Origin of the sequence: Anaerobacillus sp. MEB173 (genome assembly GCF_052119505.1) — a bacterium.
In the GTDB taxonomy this organism is placed as follows: Bacteria; Bacillota; Bacilli; order Bacillales; family JBJMAU01; genus JBJMAU01.
This window is the reverse complement of the sequence record NZ_JBJMAU010000002.1, coordinates 37,537-52,983: the sequence shown is the minus strand read 5'-3', so window position 1 is coordinate 52,983 and position 15,447 is coordinate 37,537. Positions and strand designations below refer to the sequence as shown.

Sequence of the window (15,447 nt, the reverse complement as noted above, 5' to 3'; positions counted from 1 at the left end):
ATAGTGGGCATGGATTTTTCACAAATCGTGCCCTCTATCCCGTTTATATTGAGTGGGATATGGGTCACAATACAGATTGTTTTTGTATCGATATTAATCGGTTTAGTGTTAGGAACGATCCTGGCATTATTTAAAATTTCGCGGGTAAAGGCATTAAATATTTTTGCTGATTTTTATACATCACTATTTCGTGGAACACCGCTAATTTTGCAATTATTTATCATTTACTATGCAGTGCCAGAAATAACTGGCTACAAAATTCCAGCCTTTCTAGCAGCTATTCTTGCTTTTGGCTTAAATTCATCAGCTTATGTTTCAGAGATCATTCGTGCTGGAATTCAAGCTGTTGATAAAGGACAAAGAGAGGCTGCAGAAGCATTAGGAATCCCATACCGTCGCATGATGTGGAAGATCATCTTGCCACAAGCTTTAAAAAATATTTTGCCGGCACTGGTAAATGAATTCATCACCTTAACGAAAGAGTCAGCAATTGTTTCAACAATTGGCGTTATGGATATTATGCGAAATGCATACATTGTCGGGGCAGATAAGTTCTCATTTTTACCAGCACTTTTAGTGGCTGGTGCAATCTATTATGTGTTAGTTATGGTATTAACCCTCCTTGGCAAAATGTTGGAGAGGAGAATGAGACGCAGTGATTAAAGTAAAAGAGTTACACAAATCATTTGGAAAAACCGAAGTACTAAAAGGGATTTCAACAGAGATTCATAAAGGTGATGTTGTTGCAATTATCGGGCCTTCAGGATCGGGAAAATCAACATTTTTGCGCTGTATGAATTTATTGGAACAGCCAACATCAGGACAAATTTGGTTTGGCGAAGTTGAGTTAACAAGTCCAAAAACAAATATTATGAAGATGCGTCAGAAAATTGGGATGGTGTTTCAGCATTTCCATCTTTTTCCACATATGACAGTGCTAGAAAATTTAACGTATGCTCCGATTACTGTGAAAGGAATATCTAAGGCAGAAGCAGAGTCACATGCAAGGGAATTGCTTAGTAAGGTTGGTTTAGCAGAAAAAGAAGGGGCATATCCTACACGTTTATCAGGTGGACAAAAGCAAAGGGTAGCGATTGCTCGTGCTCTTGCAATGAAGCCTGAAGTGATGTTATTTGATGAGCCAACATCAGCCCTAGATCCTGAAATGGTAAAAGAGGTGCTTGACGTTATGAAATCATTGGCGCAATCAGGAATGACGATGGCGATTGTTACACATGAGATGGGCTTTGCAAAGGAAGTCGCTGATCGTGTCTGTTTCTTAGATGAAGGTATCCTATTAGAAGAAACATCTCCGACTGAATTTTTTAGTTCTCCAAAAACAGAGCGGGCAAAAATCTTTTTGGAGAAAATACTATAATATTGAAGGAATGATCAATAGAGGTCATTCCTTTTTGCATATGTTCTTTTCATTAATCTAGTTAATTTGCAATTCATCCTGTATTCTATTTATAATGCAGGGAAAATTTTCTAATAGTAGAAATGAAGGCGATGAACAATGTTTAAAATTGGTTACAGAACAATTAAAACAGCTGTTGGCACAGCAATATCAATAGCAATTGCACAATGGCTAGATCTACAATTTTATGTTTCGGCAGGTATATTAACAATACTTTGTATCCAAGTGACGAAACAGAGGTCATTACAAATTTCAGGAGAACGCTTTTTAGCATGTGTAATCGGGATGATTTTTGCCATTGTGTTTTTTGAGATCCTTGGGTATCACCCTCTTGTACTAGGAGTTCTTCTATTGTTGTTTATTCCTACTATGGTGATGTTCAAAGCAAAGGAAGGTATTGTAACCGCTATTGTTATAATTTTACATTTCTATGTATTACAAGAGGTATCGACAGGAATTGTTGTTAATGAATTAAAGTTAATCGTAATAGGGATAGGGGTAGCCTTGCTCGTTAATCTTTATATGCCAAGCGTTGAAAAAGAATTAAAGAAAGATCGTATTTTATTAGAACGGAACTTTAACGAAATTTTTAAACAGGTGGCTATTTATTTGCGAAATGGAGAAAGTGATTGGAATGGTGAAGAAATTACAGAGACAGCTCACCTGATAGAAAAAGCAAAAAATACAGCGTTACGAAATATTGAAAATCATTTTTTACGATATGAAGATAAATACTATCATTACTTTAAAATGAGGGAAAAACAGTTTGAAATCATCGAACGAGTTATGCCGGTAATATCGTCACTCGATGAAACAGTGATACAAGGGGAGCGAATTGCCAGTTTTTTAGAGGAATTATGTCAAAATATTCACCCGGGAAATAATACGGAACAACTATTGCAAAGTCTTTATGAAATGAAAGGTGAATTTAAAGAAATGGAATTACCTAAAGATCGTCGGGAATTCGAGATTCGGTCAGCCTTATTTTATTTTGTTAATGAAATGGAGCAATATCTATTTGTGCAATATCAATATAAAAAAGGTAAGTAGGAAATATCTTCTTCTAACTATTTTTGCTAGTCCAGTATAATTTTTAATTTCAATTCTCACTCTAATAAAAAAGTAGTAGGGGTGAGTTGGTTGGCGGCTCTAAAATTAATCGCTGTATTGATCGTGATGGTTGCTTCCCCTTTATGGCCATTAGGAGAAAATCCGCTGTTAGGAGATCCCTTGATTATTGTAAATAAGCAAACGAATAAGCTGGCATTTATTAATGATGGAAAGATTGAGAAAGTTGTATCTGTAGCTACTGGTAAAGAAGAAAGCTTGACTCCTGAAGGGGAATTTACGATTACTGTAAAAGCGATTGATCCTTACTATCGAAAAAAGAATATTGAAGGAGGAGCAAAAGAAAATCCGTTAGGCACAAGGTGGATGGGATTTGATGCGGAGGGCACAGATGGTAGGATATTTGGCATTCATGGGAATAACAATCCTGCTTCAATTGGTCATTATTTAACAAATGGCTGTATTCGTATGTATGAAGAGGATGTGCAAGAGCTCTTTGAAAAAGTACCACTCGGAACTAAAGTATTAGTCGTAAAAAATGGTAAGTCTTTTGAAGAGTTAGCCAGGGAGCAGGGAGCGATTTATTAATTTAGAATTGGTGTAGAAAGATTTTTTTTTATCGATTTTTTCATTTAAAAATTTAGGAGGACTAGAAATGAAGAAAAGGCAGGAGAAGAATGAGGGTTTTAAGCGTAAAGATGTAAATAAGGAACAGCAGAAGCGCCGGTCTTATCAGGAGGGACCTTTGCCACAGCCAAAGGATTATGAGGAAATTGAATATTGAATAGAAAAAGGGATGTCTCATGTGACATCCCCTTTCTTTCAGTCATCCTATTAGAACATGAATGCTGCTCCGGCAAACAATGAACTTAATACTAATGATGCGATCATAATATAAATAATAATTTTTCTATATTTACGGGGCATAAAAAAACCTCCCTAATCTATTTTTTAGCTACCTACTATTTTACTTTGCAATGGACGAAGAAACAAGGCTATTCAAGAAGTTTCAAGAAATTGACTGCAGAAAACCGTTTTATTATTTATTTGAAATTTTGAAAAACATCTGAAAAAAGTGTAGGAAAATGCAGGATTTTTTCGTATTTTAACGAAAATTAATAAGATATAGAGAAAGGTATACTATGGGTAAAGGGGAAATAACAATGGAGAAGCAAGCGCCTAAAAAAATTGATCACATTGGAATTGCAGTATCGTCATTAAATGATTCATTACCGTTTTATGTTGATCATTTAAATTTATCACTGGAAGGTATTGAGGAAGTTCCATCACAAGGTGTCAAAGTCGCGTTTTTAAAGATTGGTGAATCTAAAATTGAATTACTTGAACCATTATCATCAGAAAGCCCGATTGCGAAATTCATTGCAAAACGTGGCGAAGGAATCCACCATATTGCACTTGGTGTATCAGATATTGAAGGTCGAATTGAGCAATTAAAAACAGATGGCATTCAAATGATTAATAATGAACCTGTAAAAGGTGCAGGAGGAGCAAAAGTTGCTTTCCTTCATCCGAAATCATCTGGTGGTATCCTTTATGAGTTATGTGAAAAAACAAAACAAAATGTAGAATAGAGTGAACAAGACGCTAATCCAGGCTGTAACCGGGATAGCGTCTTTTTAATGATTAGCTTCCGCGTCTATTGGCAATTTTACAATCACAATAAATTAATATAATGTAGTATAGAGGTAATATTTACATAAAAAATATACATAATGATTTTGGAGAGACGTATAGGAGGGAAATGAAAAAATGATTAATCAAGAACGATTAGTGAATGAATTTTTAGAACTAGTACAAGTTGACTCTGAAACAAAAGATGAGGCCAAAATATGTGAAGTATTAAAGGGAAAATTTTCAGCTTTGGGAATTGAAGTAATAGAGGATGACGCAGCTGAGAAGACTGAGCATGGTGCCGGTAATTTAATTTGTACCCTGCCTGGTCAAGATGAAGGTGTTGATACAATTTACTTTACAGCTCATATGGATACGGTAGTTCCAGGAAAAGGTGTTAAGCCTTCGATTAAAGACGGCTATATCGTAACAGATGGAACAACAATACTAGGGGCAGACGACAAAGCCGGAATTGCTGCAATGATTGAAGCAGTAAAGGTTCTTAAAGAGCAAAACGTAAAGCATGGAACGATTCAGTTCATTATTACTGTGGGTGAAGAATCAGGGTTGCAAGGAGCGAAAGTTCTTGACCCTGCATTCATCAAAGCAAAGTACGGCTATGCCCTTGATAGTGACGGAAAGGTTGGGGATATTATTGTAGCTGCACCAACGCAGGCAAAAGTAAAAGCGACTGTTTATGGAAAAACAGCACATGCCGGAGTTGCACCTGAGAAAGGAATCTCTGCAATTACAGTAGCAGCCAAAGCGATCTCAAAAATGCCATTAGGTAGAATTGATAAAGAAACAACGGCAAATATCGGGCGTTTTGAAGGTGGATCGCAAACAAATATTGTCTGTGATCGTGTTGATATTTTGGCAGAAGCACGGTCACTTGTTCCTGAAAAAATGGAAACACAAGTAGCAAAAATGAAGGATGCATTTGAAAGTGTTGCAAAAAATATGGGGACAACTGCTGATGTTCAGCTTGACATTATGTATCCAGGCTTTAAATTTGGTGAAGGGGATCACGTTGTTGAAGTGGCGAAAAAAGCAGCTCGTGCAATTGGACGTGAGCCGAAACTACTTACAAGCGGGGGAGGCAGTGATGCCAATATTATTGCAGGACACGGTATTCCAACAGTAAATCTTGCAGTTGGGTATGAAGATATTCATACGACAAATGAAAAAATACCTGTAGAAGAATTAGTAAAAACTGCAGAAATGGTCGTTGCTATTGTCAATGAAGTGACAAAATAATAATAAAAAAAGGAAGTCATTGTGTTTTAATAAAAACATGATGGCTTTTTTTTATGTAATTAGGATGTTTTATAGGAAAATACGAAAAATAAAACTGTTGACATTATTAATGTTCGTATTTTTATTGATTTTTTTAAAAAACTTTTGTAAGATAGAAAAGGATTGAAGAAGAAAATGTGATGGGGGAACCATTAATGAATAAATATGATGTTGTCGTCGTAGGTGCTGGTCCTGCGGGAATTTTTACAGTTTATGAATTAACAAAGTTACAGCCTGATTTAAAAGTACTTTTTATTGATAAAGGGCATTCGATCTATCATCGCCGTTGTCCAATAAATGAGAAAAAAATTGAAAAATGTCCACCACCTGCTGGACGTAAAGATTTTGCAGGATGCTTACCTGCTTGTTCAATCACGAGTGGCTTTGGTGGAGCAGGAGCATATTCAGATGGAAAGTTTAACATTACAACTAACTTTGGTGGCTGGCTTCAAGAATATTTACCGTCATCCAAAGTATTGGAACTAATAAAATATGTTGATTCTATAAATATTGAACATGGCGCACCAGATGAAATTACGGATCCAACAACTGAAAAAGTACGTCAGATTGAAAAACAAGCAATTGGTGCCGGATTAAAGTTACTAAGAGCCGAGGTGCGTCATTTAGGGACAGAAAAGAACTTAGAAATTTTAACGAGTATTTTTGAATACCTTGAAGATAAGGTAGAGGCTCGTTTCCGTACTGAAGTTGAGGACATTATGACGGAAAAGACAGCAGATGGACATCAAGTGACTGGGATTCTTTTGAAAAATGGGGAAGAAATCCTTGCTGATCAAGTTGTTATCGTTCCAGGTAGAGATGGTTCGGAATGGTTAGGGAACATTTTAAGAAAACGTAATTTACGAATGATTAGTAATCAGGTTGATATCGGTGTTCGTGTTGAAACGTCTGATGTCATTATGGAGGAAATTAATAAACACCTTTATGAAGCAAAATTTGTTTTTAACACATCTGTTGGGACAAAAGTAAGAACATTTTGTTCAAACCCATCAGGACATGTTGTTGTTGAAAATCATAGCGGTATTATGACAGCAAATGGGCACGCTTACAAAGCAGCAGAATTAGGCTCGGAAAATACAAACTTTGCGTTATTAGTTTCTCATAGATTTACAGAACCATTTGATCAACCAATCACGTTTGCCAAAGGTGTTTCTAAGCGTGCAAACGAGCTATCAAACGGTGGTGTAATGGTTCAAAAATATGGAGATATTTTACGAGGAAGAAGATCGACGAAAAACCGTATTGAAGAAGGCTTTATTGAACCTACGTTAAAAGAAGCTGTTCCAGGCGACCTTGGACTCGTTCTTCCTTATAATACGATGAAAAGTTTAATTGAAATGGTCGAAGCCTTGGATAAAGTGACACCTGGTATTGCTTCTGAGCACACGTTATTCTATGGTGTCGAGGCGAAATTCTATTCAGCAAGACCAAACTTAACAGATGAACTTGAAACAGATATCGCAGGCCTCTATGCAGGTGGCGATGGTGGTGGCGTGACACGTGGACTTGCTCAAGCTGGTGCCAATGGGGTTCATATCGCACGTGCAATCATTAACAAACGCAATAACCAATAGAATGTATTCATTGAGGAAAGCTTCTAGGCATGCAGAGGCTTTCTTTTTTTGTTTCAATGTAAAGGTTAATGTATGATAGAAGGGTAGGGTTGGTGATGAACTAATGACTCAGAAAAAAGGGCGAGTTATTCTGCATATTGATATGAATAGCTTTTATGCTTCGGTTGAAGCGGCACACGATCCGAGTTTAAAAGGAAAACCATTAGCAATCGCTGGTAATGTAGAAGAAAGACGAGGAATTATCGTCACAAGCAGCTATGAAGCAAGAGCAAAAGGTGTAAAAACAACAATGCCAGTCTGGAAGGCAAAACGGCTTTGCCCAAATCTTATTGTTAAAGCTCCTAATTTTGACCGGTATCGAACAGCTTCAATTCGAATGTTTCAAGTTTTGTATGAATATTCTCCATTGGTCGAGCCTGTGTCGATCGATGAAGGTTATGTAGATATTACGAATAATACACATGGTCATCCATTAGCGTTAGCAAAGGAAATTCAAAAACGCATTAAGCAGGAATTGGACCTCCCATGTTCAATTGGAGTAGCGCCTAATAAATTTTTGGCTAAAATGGCCAGTGACATGAAAAAGCCAATGGGAATTACAGTTCTTCGTAAACGAGAGATTGAGCAAGTTCTATGGCCTTTAAAAGTTGGAGAAATGCACGGTGTTGGAAAACAAACTGGGCAGAAATTAAACAACCTTGATATCTATACAATAGGTGATCTAGCAAAGGCAAACATTTACCTATTAAAAGAAAAGTTCGGGATTAATGGAAGTAAGCTGCATGAACGTGCAAATGGAATCGATACGAGGGCGGTCGATCCTGATGCTGTCTCCCAATTTAAAAGCATTGGGAATTCAACGACATTACCTCAAGATACAACGAGTGAGGAGCGAATTAAAACGGTATTAACGAATCTTGCGGATTCAGTTGGTCGACGGTTACGTAAAAAAGGTGTCTGTACTGAAAATATTCAGATTACGATTCGTTATAACGACAGAAAAACAGTCACACGAAGTAGGAAATTAGATAACCCGATCGATACACATGCTGAGATATTAAATGCAGCCTTACTATTATGGAAGAAATATTGGAACGGTGAACCGATTCGACTGTTAGGTGTGACAGCCATGGATTTAATTGAGAAAAGTCAAGCCTACAAGCAGCTGGATTTATTCTCCTATAAAGCAGATATAAAACAACATCGACTTGCCGAAACAGTTGATACAATTCGAAATCAATTTGGTGAGGAAGCACTCATGAAAGGCTCACAGCTAATAAAAGATCGGACAAATTTATTACGTGATAAACAGAAACGAGGCACTAGTTTAGAAAAAGATTTTCTAAGAGATAATATTTTCGAGTGAGGCAAGTACGCTAAAATGGTGTACTTGTTTTTTTGGTGGCTAGTTGCGGCGCCCCCGCTTTTCTTGTTAAATATTGTTATCTGTCAATCTAATAAACATTCTCCCAGAGTCAACCGATAATAGAAATAACAAAGGTTAAGAGCGGGAGCGTGACGTCAATGCAAGTAAATAATCAAACTTTACGCAATCAAGTAAGAACGAATGAACGCCCACTTGAATTACGGCAAGGTGAAGTGTATCAAGCTACGGTTAAAGAGCACAAGGGAAGTAATGAAGCGATTCTTTCGATTAGAGGAAGAGATGTTCATGCAAAATTTGAGGGGAATATCCCTTCAGGTGATCGAGTCACAATTCAAGTAGGAGAAACAAGAGAACAGGTTGTCCAAGTACGAACAATTGCTGAACACCATCAATTACCTAATAGTAAACCGGTACCAATTGCATCGGAAACGATGGATGTGAATCGGGTTTTACGAAATTTAGGAGCCGGAACAAATCAAAGCGCTGAACTTCGGCAATCAGCACAAGCCCTGTTGGATAAAGGTATTCCATTAACAAAAGAGACAGTTCAGGAATTACGAATGTTTTTAAATGAAGCAAAAGGGACATCTGAGCAAAAGGTAAATACAGTACAAGCTGTAGCAAATAAACGTTTAGAGGTAACACACAACCACCTTCGCTCTGTACATGAAGCTTTGAACGGAAGACCGTTAAATCAAGTACTCACTGACTTAGCAAAGGAAATAGATCCGAAGTTTGAAGTGGGTGGAAATGATCGCCGTTCTACTGAAGGAGTTCGTCAAAGCGAGCAACGTCCAAGTGAAGTTGTGAGACAAAGTGTACAACGTGAGCCGAACCTAGGTCAAGCAATGGACCAAGTTCGCGAGCAAGTGGTGAATAATTCTCGAGTGGATCAAGAGACAGCGAGGCAAGTGGAGAAAGCAGTAATTGAAGCCAAATCTACAGATATTCGACCAAGTGAAATTGTAAAACAAGCGGTGGAACAGCTTCAGCGTGAAGCTAATTTTCAAAAAGCAATTGAACAAGTTAGATCACAACTCACGAATCAATTCATTGATCAAGAGATGGCGGAGCAAATTGGAAAAGTAACAGATCAAGCGCAGCAGTTACAACAGCAAGGTCGGGAACTTGCCGCCCGTCAACAAGTGATGCAAATGCTGACTCAAATTGAACAGGAATTAGTAACAAAAGAACAAATTCAACCAAATAATATAGATTTTAGACCAACCGCTGATGCTCAGCAGCAATATCAAAACAATGAACTGATTCAGAGCCAGCAATTAAACAGCAAAGACCTCATTGTAAATAGAATCACTGAAAAGCTGTCACAAGCTGCGATTGATTTTAAAGACTTAAAACGTGAAATAACTAGAAACCTGGATAATGTTGAACGGTTCATTCAACAATTTAGAACAAACTCCTATCCACAAGTTAAACCAATGTTAGAATCAACGATTAATAAGCTAGATAATGCGATATTAAAAAGCGAAATGATGCTTTTAACTGATATGAAAACTGAGAAACAGCTTATGCAAGCAAGCAGCCAGCTTGCTGATGCAAAGAAACTATTAAGTAAAGGCGATTATCGCAGTGCCGAAAAGATTGTCAATGAAGTAAAAGGAATGCTAGAAAGACTGAATTTCAAACCTTCAGAAACAAAAGTCATGCATTTTATAAGAGAAAGCCAAAATACAGAACAGCGACCAGCACCGCAGCAGCTTCTGCAGCAATTTGAAGAGACATCACGAATGACTACGAGTCAAGAGCCTTCTGCAAGACAAACATTTGAAATGATTCGGAGTTTAGGATTGAATCGCGATAGTGAAGTCGGTCAATTGTTAGCATCACGTGAGCAGGGACAGCAGGAAGCAAATCAACGAAACATGAAGTCTGTCCTGATGCAGCTACTTCAAAATGAAGAGCTCCAAGGCAGAGCATCAGAGCAAGCCAAGCAAGCACTGAGTAATATAACAGGTCAGCAATTATTAAGTAAGTCGGACCATGCAAATCATTTACAGACAATGATGTTTAATTTACCAATCCTACTTAAAGAACAGCCAGAAAATCTCCAAATTTATGTAAACTCTCGTAATAAAGGAGAAGAAGTAGATTGGGAGAATTGCAGTCTTTATTTTCTGATTGAAACAAAAAAATTAGGTGAAGTAGGAATAATGGTTAACGTTATTGATCGTAAGCTCTCATTAACCTTGAAAAATGACATGCCTCTTTTTAAAGAAAAAATGGAACCGTTAGCTGACCATTGTAAAGACCAGTTAAAAGAGGTTGGCTATATTATCGCTGGAATCAATTTCACTAAGATGACTGCAACAAAGCCAAATATAAAGGCAGAATCAAGCCAGCAACTCTCTCCTAGTGAACATTCAGCCAAGCAAACAGCAACATATACGAAGAAGGGGTTTGATTATAAAGTATGATGATTTCCAAGCATTTTAACCATAAACAACGTAAAAGAACGAATGGTCCAACAGCAGCCGTCATCCGTTATGATGAAGAAACAGGTAAGGGACCAGCAGTAGTCGCTCATGGATCAGGTCATGTTGCCAATCAAATTATTGAACTGGCAAAAAAGAACAATATTCATATGCAAGAGGATCCATTACTCGTTGAAAATCTGTTAGATATGGACTTGGGGGAGAATATCCCCCCGCAGCTGTATCAAGTGATGGCAGAAATATTATTATTAATTGAAGAAATGGAAAAGAAGTATTAAATATCGACAATTTTCAACCGATAAAAGAAATAGAAAGCTTGATGGAGGTGTACTTCGTGACACTATTTATTACGGAAGAAGCACTACATAAAAAATCACCGCAAGAAATTACAGCTTTATTATATGAAGCATGTATGAATAATTTAGAGCTTGCGATAACTGCGATAAATGAACAGGATTTGCTTGAAGCAAACGAGAAGCTAAAAAAAGCAATTGATATCCTTCACCGTCTTGGAGCAGGATTAAACTATGAAGCTGGTATTATCGCCGATCAATTAGATGCTGTCTATAACTATATGGTCGATAAATTAATACAAGCAAATTATAATAAGGAAATTACACCAATTGAAGAAGTATTAAACATGCTGCAAACAATTACAATTGCCTGGAATCAAGCAATGGCAAAAAAATCAGACACACAGCCAAGAGCAATCAGACAAAAAGCATCAGCATACGAAAGAAGCGTAATGTTTGAAAGATAGATACCAATATTTAAGGAGCAATTAAAATGAAAATTAATAACAATATTCAAGCATTAAATGCATATAGAAACTTAAACCAAAACCAGTTTAATACATCGAAAAACCTTGAAAAATTATCATCAGGTTTACGTATTAACCGTGCTTCGGATGATGCAGCTGGACTAGCGATTTCCGAAAAAATGCGCTCACAAATTAGAGGTCTGAAAATGGCTGAACGTAATGCGATGGACGGCGTATCATTACTGCAAACAACAGAAGGTGCAATGACGGAAGTACATTCAATCCTTCAGCGTATGCGTGAGTTAGCTGTTCAAGGTGCAAATGATACGAATACAGATCAAGATCGTGCGGAAATTCAAAAGGAAATTCGTGAATTACAAACTGAGATTGATAGTATTGCAGAAAAAACTGAGTTTAACACAAGAAAATTACTTAATGGTGAAAGTGCTGTATTAACTGTCTTAAATGAAAATTACAGTAATATCGTTGGTTTACCAGAAGTAATTGACCCTAGCTTAAAAAGTGGCAATTATGAGTTAAACATTAAAATGGCGGATTTTTCTAATCCTAACTCATATCTAAAATATAACATTACACAACCAGCAGCAGGCTTACAATCTGATGGAGATATTAGATTTTCTGATCCGCAAAACAACAGCTATGCACTTGGAGAATATACAATTAATGTTAGAGGGTTAAGCGAATCAGGTGGAAAAAATTATGCAAACATTGAGGTTCTCGGTCCAGATGGATTATTAATTGAAAGTAAAGCGGTTCAAGTTGGAGCTGGAGCAGGGCCAAAACCAGAAGTTGTTGGTGGTTTAGAAATCAATAAAGCAAAGATTCAAAATGCGGGATCAGTAAAGGTTAATATTGAAGTTGAAGCAACGTTAACGTTAAAACAGAATACGAATACGGATACTGTAGCGAGTGTTACCGTTATTGATAGTGATGATGAAAAAGTAGTAAAGGTTACAGGAGGTAATACGGCTGATACAGTTGGAGCTGTTAAAGGTGCTTTTAGTGATGGCACTGCTAGTGTTTATGCAAAAGAAACGGACCTGAAAAAGGCGGCATTAGTTGACAACCAATTTTATTTTACTGCAAATGGAATCAATGGCCCATTTATTTTAATAGATGATATCCCAGCAGATAAGGCAGCTGGTGATATTGATGGAAATAAAGTTTACATTGATGCTAATACAACCTTAGAACATGTTAAAAATGCATTAATGAACGCTGAGTATGCTGAAGTAATGGCTTGGTCAAAGATAGATGATAACAATGCAGATGTTACAAGCAATATGATAGTTATCAACCATTCAGATCCCGAGTCTCCAGTTAAATTCAATATCCAAACAACATCCGACCAAGCAGTATCAGCTACGAAAACATTAACATCTCGTAATGGTGTAATTGAATATGCGGGAATGAACTTTACGTTCGCTAGTAATATTAAAGAAGATAATTCAGAGTTTAATATTATTAACAACGCACTTGCATTCCAAATTGGTCCAAACACGAACCAAAATGTGATGATTGATGTTCCTGAGCTTAACACTGTTCGTCTTGGTATTGAGGACGTCCGCGTAACGACACAAAAAGAAGCCAATGAAGCGATTTTTAAGCTCGATAAGGCAATTCAACAAGTGTCATCAATCCGTGCTAAACTTGGAGCTACTCAGAACCGTCTAGAGCATACAATTAGTAACCTGCAAACAACACATGAAAACTTAACGGCATCAGAATCCCGTATTCGTGACGCAGATATGGCTTTAGAAATGACTCAATTCACGAAAAACAATATTCTTAACCAATCAGCAACAGCAATGCTTGCTCAAGCAAACCAATTACCACAAGGTGTTTTACAATTATTACAATAATATTAGCGGGAGAGAAGGGCTAACTGGGCTTATCTCTCCTTTTTACATATGATAAAATAGTACTATTGAATTCAACAAAGGCGGGGAAGTATATGGATGTTCAACGCATTGGCAGAGCGGGTTTAAATCGAACAAATGTTAAGAAGGAAGTAGCAACGGAGAAGGTGTCGTTTTCAGAAGTGATGGCAAAAGGGCGCGAACAGCAAACGTATGATAAATTAAGTAAGCTGATGGAGCAAATTGAAGATCAGGGGAAAATTTTATCGGAAACCAGAACGGTTGATGAGCTTCGAAAATATAAACAGCTAGTTAAAGAATTTATGGATGACGCGGTTAAGTTCGGGTTGAGCTTAGAGGAACGACGGGGCTTTAATCGCCGTGGGCGAACTAAAATCTATAAGATCGTGACCGAAGTTGATCGGAAGTTATTAGATTTAACGAACGCTGTCCTTGAAAAAGAGAAAAAGGGTCTTGAAATTCTCGATATGGTTGGGGAGATTAAGGGGCTGATGGTGAATATTTACGCGTAAAAGCAATTAATAATTTAAAATGTAAAATGTAAAATTTTTTAAAAAAACGAGTGTCGCTCCTTAGTTGAGGGCACTCGTTTTTTTAATCTTATAACAAAGGAAAGATAACTAGTAATAATAAGTTAAAAACAAAGTGGGAGATGATGCAGAGGGTGATATTTTTTTTCCATAGGTATAGTGCACCCCATATTGTTCCTGCAACAAGGGCTGCGATTAGTAATAAGGTACTGCCTGCGTATATATGTGCTGAGGCGTAGAGTACTGAAGCAAACAGGATCGCTGGTATCGGCTCCCAAGCCATTGCTAGCCGTTTTAAAATAAAGCCGCGCCAAAATAATTCTTCACCGGGTACAATGATTAAAAATAATACAATATAGTGCCATGTTTCAATTGGCTTGACTAAGGCATACAGCTCCGTTAATTGATCTAATAATGGGATTTGTAATGTGACAATCAACCATTTTCCGAATGCGAATAATAAATAGATCCCGACCCCGGTTCCTATTCCAAAAGAGATTGAACTTACCCAACTGCCTTCTGTATCCATTGATTCCTGCTTTATTGAATAAAGTATTAACAAAAATAATGACAATGAGAAGATGAGCCAAAAGGTAATCGGTTGCCAAGAAAAACTAATCCATAAGAGGAAATGAGCTAGTATGAGGGCGTGAAGAGTACTCCTGTTCATTTGACACATCCTTTTTATAAGAGTTTAGAATTTAGAGTTTAGAGTTTAGAGTTTAGAGTTTAGAGTTGTTTTTAAGTGATTTCAGTAATGTATATCCTAAACTAATTCCCCCTACACGATATGTTGTTTACTAATACCTCAATACAATATATTTCTATCTTCGCCTTACCAACTGTGATTTGCAACTAAATTATTTGAAGAAAATTCTACATTTTTCACTGATCTAAATAAATGATTTACTTGTAAAAAATTAAACATATAATTACCAATATTTATTAGTCGCTGTATCGAGTTTTTTAGAAAAAATCCGTTCATACTTATTAGTAGGAATAGTTAGAAGGGAATGGGTATGTATTGAAACATATTAAGCCATTGTTATTAAAGTTTTTTTTCATAAGTGTCATTATATCCATTGTATTTGTTTTCTATGGTTTCTCTTTTCGGGCTATTTTATTTTATAGTGCAGCATTAGCGGTTGTTACATATGTTCTCGGAGATCTTATTATCCTGCCGCTAACAGGTAATACTACGGCAGTTTTGGTCGATGGGATAACAATATTAGCAGGGATAAGTTTGTTGTTTGCGCCGCAATTTGGTTTGAATTTTTCACTTATTGGTGGGGCGTTATTTTGCGCCATTATTGTAGCAGTTTGTGAGTCATTTCTTCACAAATATGTAATAAGTAACCGGCGTAATCAAAAAGAACCGACATATGAATAGATTAAGTCTGCTAATAAA

General features: G+C 36.9%; 17 protein-coding genes. 15 read left to right on the top strand and 2 right to left on the bottom strand.

Annotated features, from left to right (window positions below):
* Window positions 1-3 precede the first annotated feature (3 nt).
* The 5 genes from ACJ2A9_RS04620 (at window position 4) to ACJ2A9_RS04600 (ending at window position 3,269) form a co-directional block, all read left to right on the top strand.
* Entirely contained in the window at window positions 4-663 is a 660-nt protein-coding gene (locus ACJ2A9_RS04620) for an amino acid ABC transporter permease (RefSeq protein ID WP_441420449.1), read from the top strand.
* Entirely contained in the window at window positions 656-1,378 is a 723-nt protein-coding gene (locus tag ACJ2A9_RS04615) for an amino acid ABC transporter ATP-binding protein (RefSeq protein ID WP_441420448.1), read from the top strand. The genes ACJ2A9_RS04620 and ACJ2A9_RS04615 overlap by 8 nt, the downstream gene beginning before the upstream one ends.
* A 138-nt stretch (window positions 1,379-1,516) precedes the next feature.
* Entirely contained in the window at window positions 1,517-2,467 is a 951-nt protein-coding gene (locus tag ACJ2A9_RS04610; protein ID WP_441420447.1) for an aromatic acid exporter family protein, read from the top strand.
* A gap of 126 nt (window positions 2,468-2,593) precedes the next feature.
* Window positions 2,594-3,073, top strand: a complete 480-nt coding sequence (locus ACJ2A9_RS04605) for a L,D-transpeptidase (RefSeq protein WP_441421029.1) — start codon at window positions 2,594-2,596, stop codon at window positions 3,071-3,073.
* Between the two features lie 67 nt (window positions 3,074-3,140).
* Window positions 3,141-3,269 (top strand): hypothetical protein, encoded by a 129-nt coding sequence (locus ACJ2A9_RS04600; RefSeq protein ID WP_441420446.1) that lies wholly within the window; start codon window positions 3,141-3,143, stop codon window positions 3,267-3,269.
* A 50-nt stretch (window positions 3,270-3,319) separates the two neighbouring features.
* Here ACJ2A9_RS04600 and prli42 read toward each other — a convergent pair whose 3' ends face one another.
* Entirely contained in the window at window positions 3,320-3,412 is a 93-nt protein-coding gene (gene prli42 / locus ACJ2A9_RS04595) for a stressosome-associated protein Prli42 (protein ID WP_441420445.1), read from the bottom strand.
* A 236-nt stretch (window positions 3,413-3,648) separates the two neighbouring features.
* On the opposite strand from prli42, the gene mce reads away from it, so the two are divergent.
* The 9 genes from mce (at window position 3,649) to ACJ2A9_RS04550 (ending at window position 14,021) form a co-directional block, all read left to right on the top strand.
* Entirely contained in the window at window positions 3,649-4,077 is a 429-nt protein-coding gene (mce, locus tag ACJ2A9_RS04590; RefSeq protein ID WP_441420444.1) for a methylmalonyl-CoA epimerase, read from the top strand.
* A gap of 178 nt (window positions 4,078-4,255) precedes the next feature.
* Window positions 4,256-5,374: a M20/M25/M40 family metallo-hydrolase gene (locus tag ACJ2A9_RS04585; protein WP_441420443.1), complete on the top strand. Its 1,119-nt coding sequence runs from the start codon at window positions 4,256-4,258 to the stop codon at window positions 5,372-5,374.
* Window positions 5,375-5,568: 194 nt separating this feature from the next.
* Complete coding sequence (locus ACJ2A9_RS04580) at window positions 5,569-7,008, top strand: NAD(P)/FAD-dependent oxidoreductase (protein WP_441420442.1); 1,440 nt, start codon at window positions 5,569-5,571, stop codon at window positions 7,006-7,008.
* Between the two features lie 103 nt (window positions 7,009-7,111).
* Window positions 7,112-8,374: a DNA polymerase IV gene (locus ACJ2A9_RS04575; protein WP_441420441.1), complete on the top strand. Its 1,263-nt coding sequence runs from the start codon at window positions 7,112-7,114 to the stop codon at window positions 8,372-8,374.
* A 158-nt stretch (window positions 8,375-8,532) separates the two neighbouring features.
* Window positions 8,533-10,830, top strand: coding sequence for a hypothetical protein (locus ACJ2A9_RS04570; protein WP_441420440.1), 2,298 nt, complete (start codon window positions 8,533-8,535; stop codon window positions 10,828-10,830).
* Entirely contained in the window at window positions 10,827-11,126 is a 300-nt protein-coding gene (locus ACJ2A9_RS04565; protein WP_441420439.1) for an EscU/YscU/HrcU family type III secretion system export apparatus switch protein, read from the top strand. Before ACJ2A9_RS04570 ends, ACJ2A9_RS04565 begins: the two co-directional genes overlap by 4 nt.
* A gap of 56 nt (window positions 11,127-11,182) precedes the next feature.
* Window positions 11,183-11,608 carry a flagellar export chaperone FliS gene (gene fliS / locus ACJ2A9_RS04560; RefSeq protein WP_441420438.1) on the top strand — a complete coding sequence of 142 codons (426 nt, stop codon included), beginning with the start codon at window positions 11,183-11,185 and terminating at the stop codon, window positions 11,606-11,608.
* Window positions 11,609-11,634: 26 nt separating this feature from the next.
* Complete coding sequence (locus tag ACJ2A9_RS04555; RefSeq protein ID WP_441420437.1) at window positions 11,635-13,491, top strand: flagellin N-terminal helical domain-containing protein; 1,857 nt, start codon at window positions 11,635-11,637, stop codon at window positions 13,489-13,491.
* Window positions 13,492-13,583: 92 nt separating this feature from the next.
* Entirely contained in the window at window positions 13,584-14,021 is a 438-nt protein-coding gene (locus tag ACJ2A9_RS04550; protein WP_441420436.1) for a YaaR family protein, read from the top strand.
* Window positions 14,022-14,109: 88 nt separating this feature from the next.
* Here ACJ2A9_RS04550 and ACJ2A9_RS04545 read toward each other — a convergent pair whose 3' ends face one another.
* Window positions 14,110-14,709: a CPBP family intramembrane glutamic endopeptidase gene (locus tag ACJ2A9_RS04545; RefSeq protein ID WP_441420435.1), complete on the bottom strand. Its 600-nt coding sequence runs from the start codon at window positions 14,707-14,709 to the stop codon at window positions 14,110-14,112.
* Window positions 14,710-15,063: 354 nt separating this feature from the next.
* Here ACJ2A9_RS04545 and ACJ2A9_RS04540 point away from each other — a divergent pair, with 354 nt between their 5' ends.
* Window positions 15,064-15,429: a DUF2512 family protein gene (locus ACJ2A9_RS04540; protein WP_441420434.1), complete on the top strand. Its 366-nt coding sequence runs from the start codon at window positions 15,064-15,066 to the stop codon at window positions 15,427-15,429.
* Window positions 15,430-15,447 lie beyond the last annotated feature (18 nt).

Excerpts from the sequence above, each read along its gene's own strand:
- ACJ2A9_RS04555 (WP_441420437.1), top strand. The coding sequence starts at position 11,635 with ATGAAAATTAATAACAATATTCAAGCATTAAATGCATATAGAAACTTA.
- ACJ2A9_RS04575 (WP_441420441.1), top strand. The coding sequence starts at position 7,112 with ATGACTCAGAAAAAAGGGCGAGTTATTCTGCATATTGATATGAATAGC.
- ACJ2A9_RS04600 (WP_441420446.1), top strand. The coding sequence starts at position 3,141 with ATGAAGAAAAGGCAGGAGAAGAATGAGGGTTTTAAGCGTAAAGATGTA.
- ACJ2A9_RS04550 (WP_441420436.1), top strand. The coding sequence starts at position 13,584 with ATGGATGTTCAACGCATTGGCAGAGCGGGTTTAAATCGAACAAATGTT.
- ACJ2A9_RS04545 (WP_441420435.1), bottom strand. The coding sequence starts at position 14,709 with ATGAACAGGAGTACTCTTCACGCCCTCATACTAGCTCATTTCCTCTTA.
- ACJ2A9_RS04610 (WP_441420447.1), top strand. The coding sequence starts at position 1,517 with ATGTTTAAAATTGGTTACAGAACAATTAAAACAGCTGTTGGCACAGCA.
- ACJ2A9_RS04565 (WP_441420439.1), top strand. The coding sequence starts at position 10,827 with ATGATGATTTCCAAGCATTTTAACCATAAACAACGTAAAAGAACGAAT.
- prli42 (WP_441420445.1), bottom strand. The coding sequence starts at position 3,412 with ATGCCCCGTAAATATAGAAAAATTATTATTTATATTATGATCGCATCA.
- ACJ2A9_RS04585 (WP_441420443.1), top strand. The coding sequence starts at position 4,256 with ATGATTAATCAAGAACGATTAGTGAATGAATTTTTAGAACTAGTACAA.
- ACJ2A9_RS04580 (WP_441420442.1), top strand. The coding sequence starts at position 5,569 with ATGAATAAATATGATGTTGTCGTCGTAGGTGCTGGTCCTGCGGGAATT.
- ACJ2A9_RS04605 (WP_441421029.1), top strand. The coding sequence starts at position 2,594 with ATGGTTGCTTCCCCTTTATGGCCATTAGGAGAAAATCCGCTGTTAGGA.
- ACJ2A9_RS04570 (WP_441420440.1), top strand. The coding sequence starts at position 8,533 with ATGCAAGTAAATAATCAAACTTTACGCAATCAAGTAAGAACGAATGAA.
- mce (WP_441420444.1), top strand. The coding sequence starts at position 3,649 with ATGGAGAAGCAAGCGCCTAAAAAAATTGATCACATTGGAATTGCAGTA.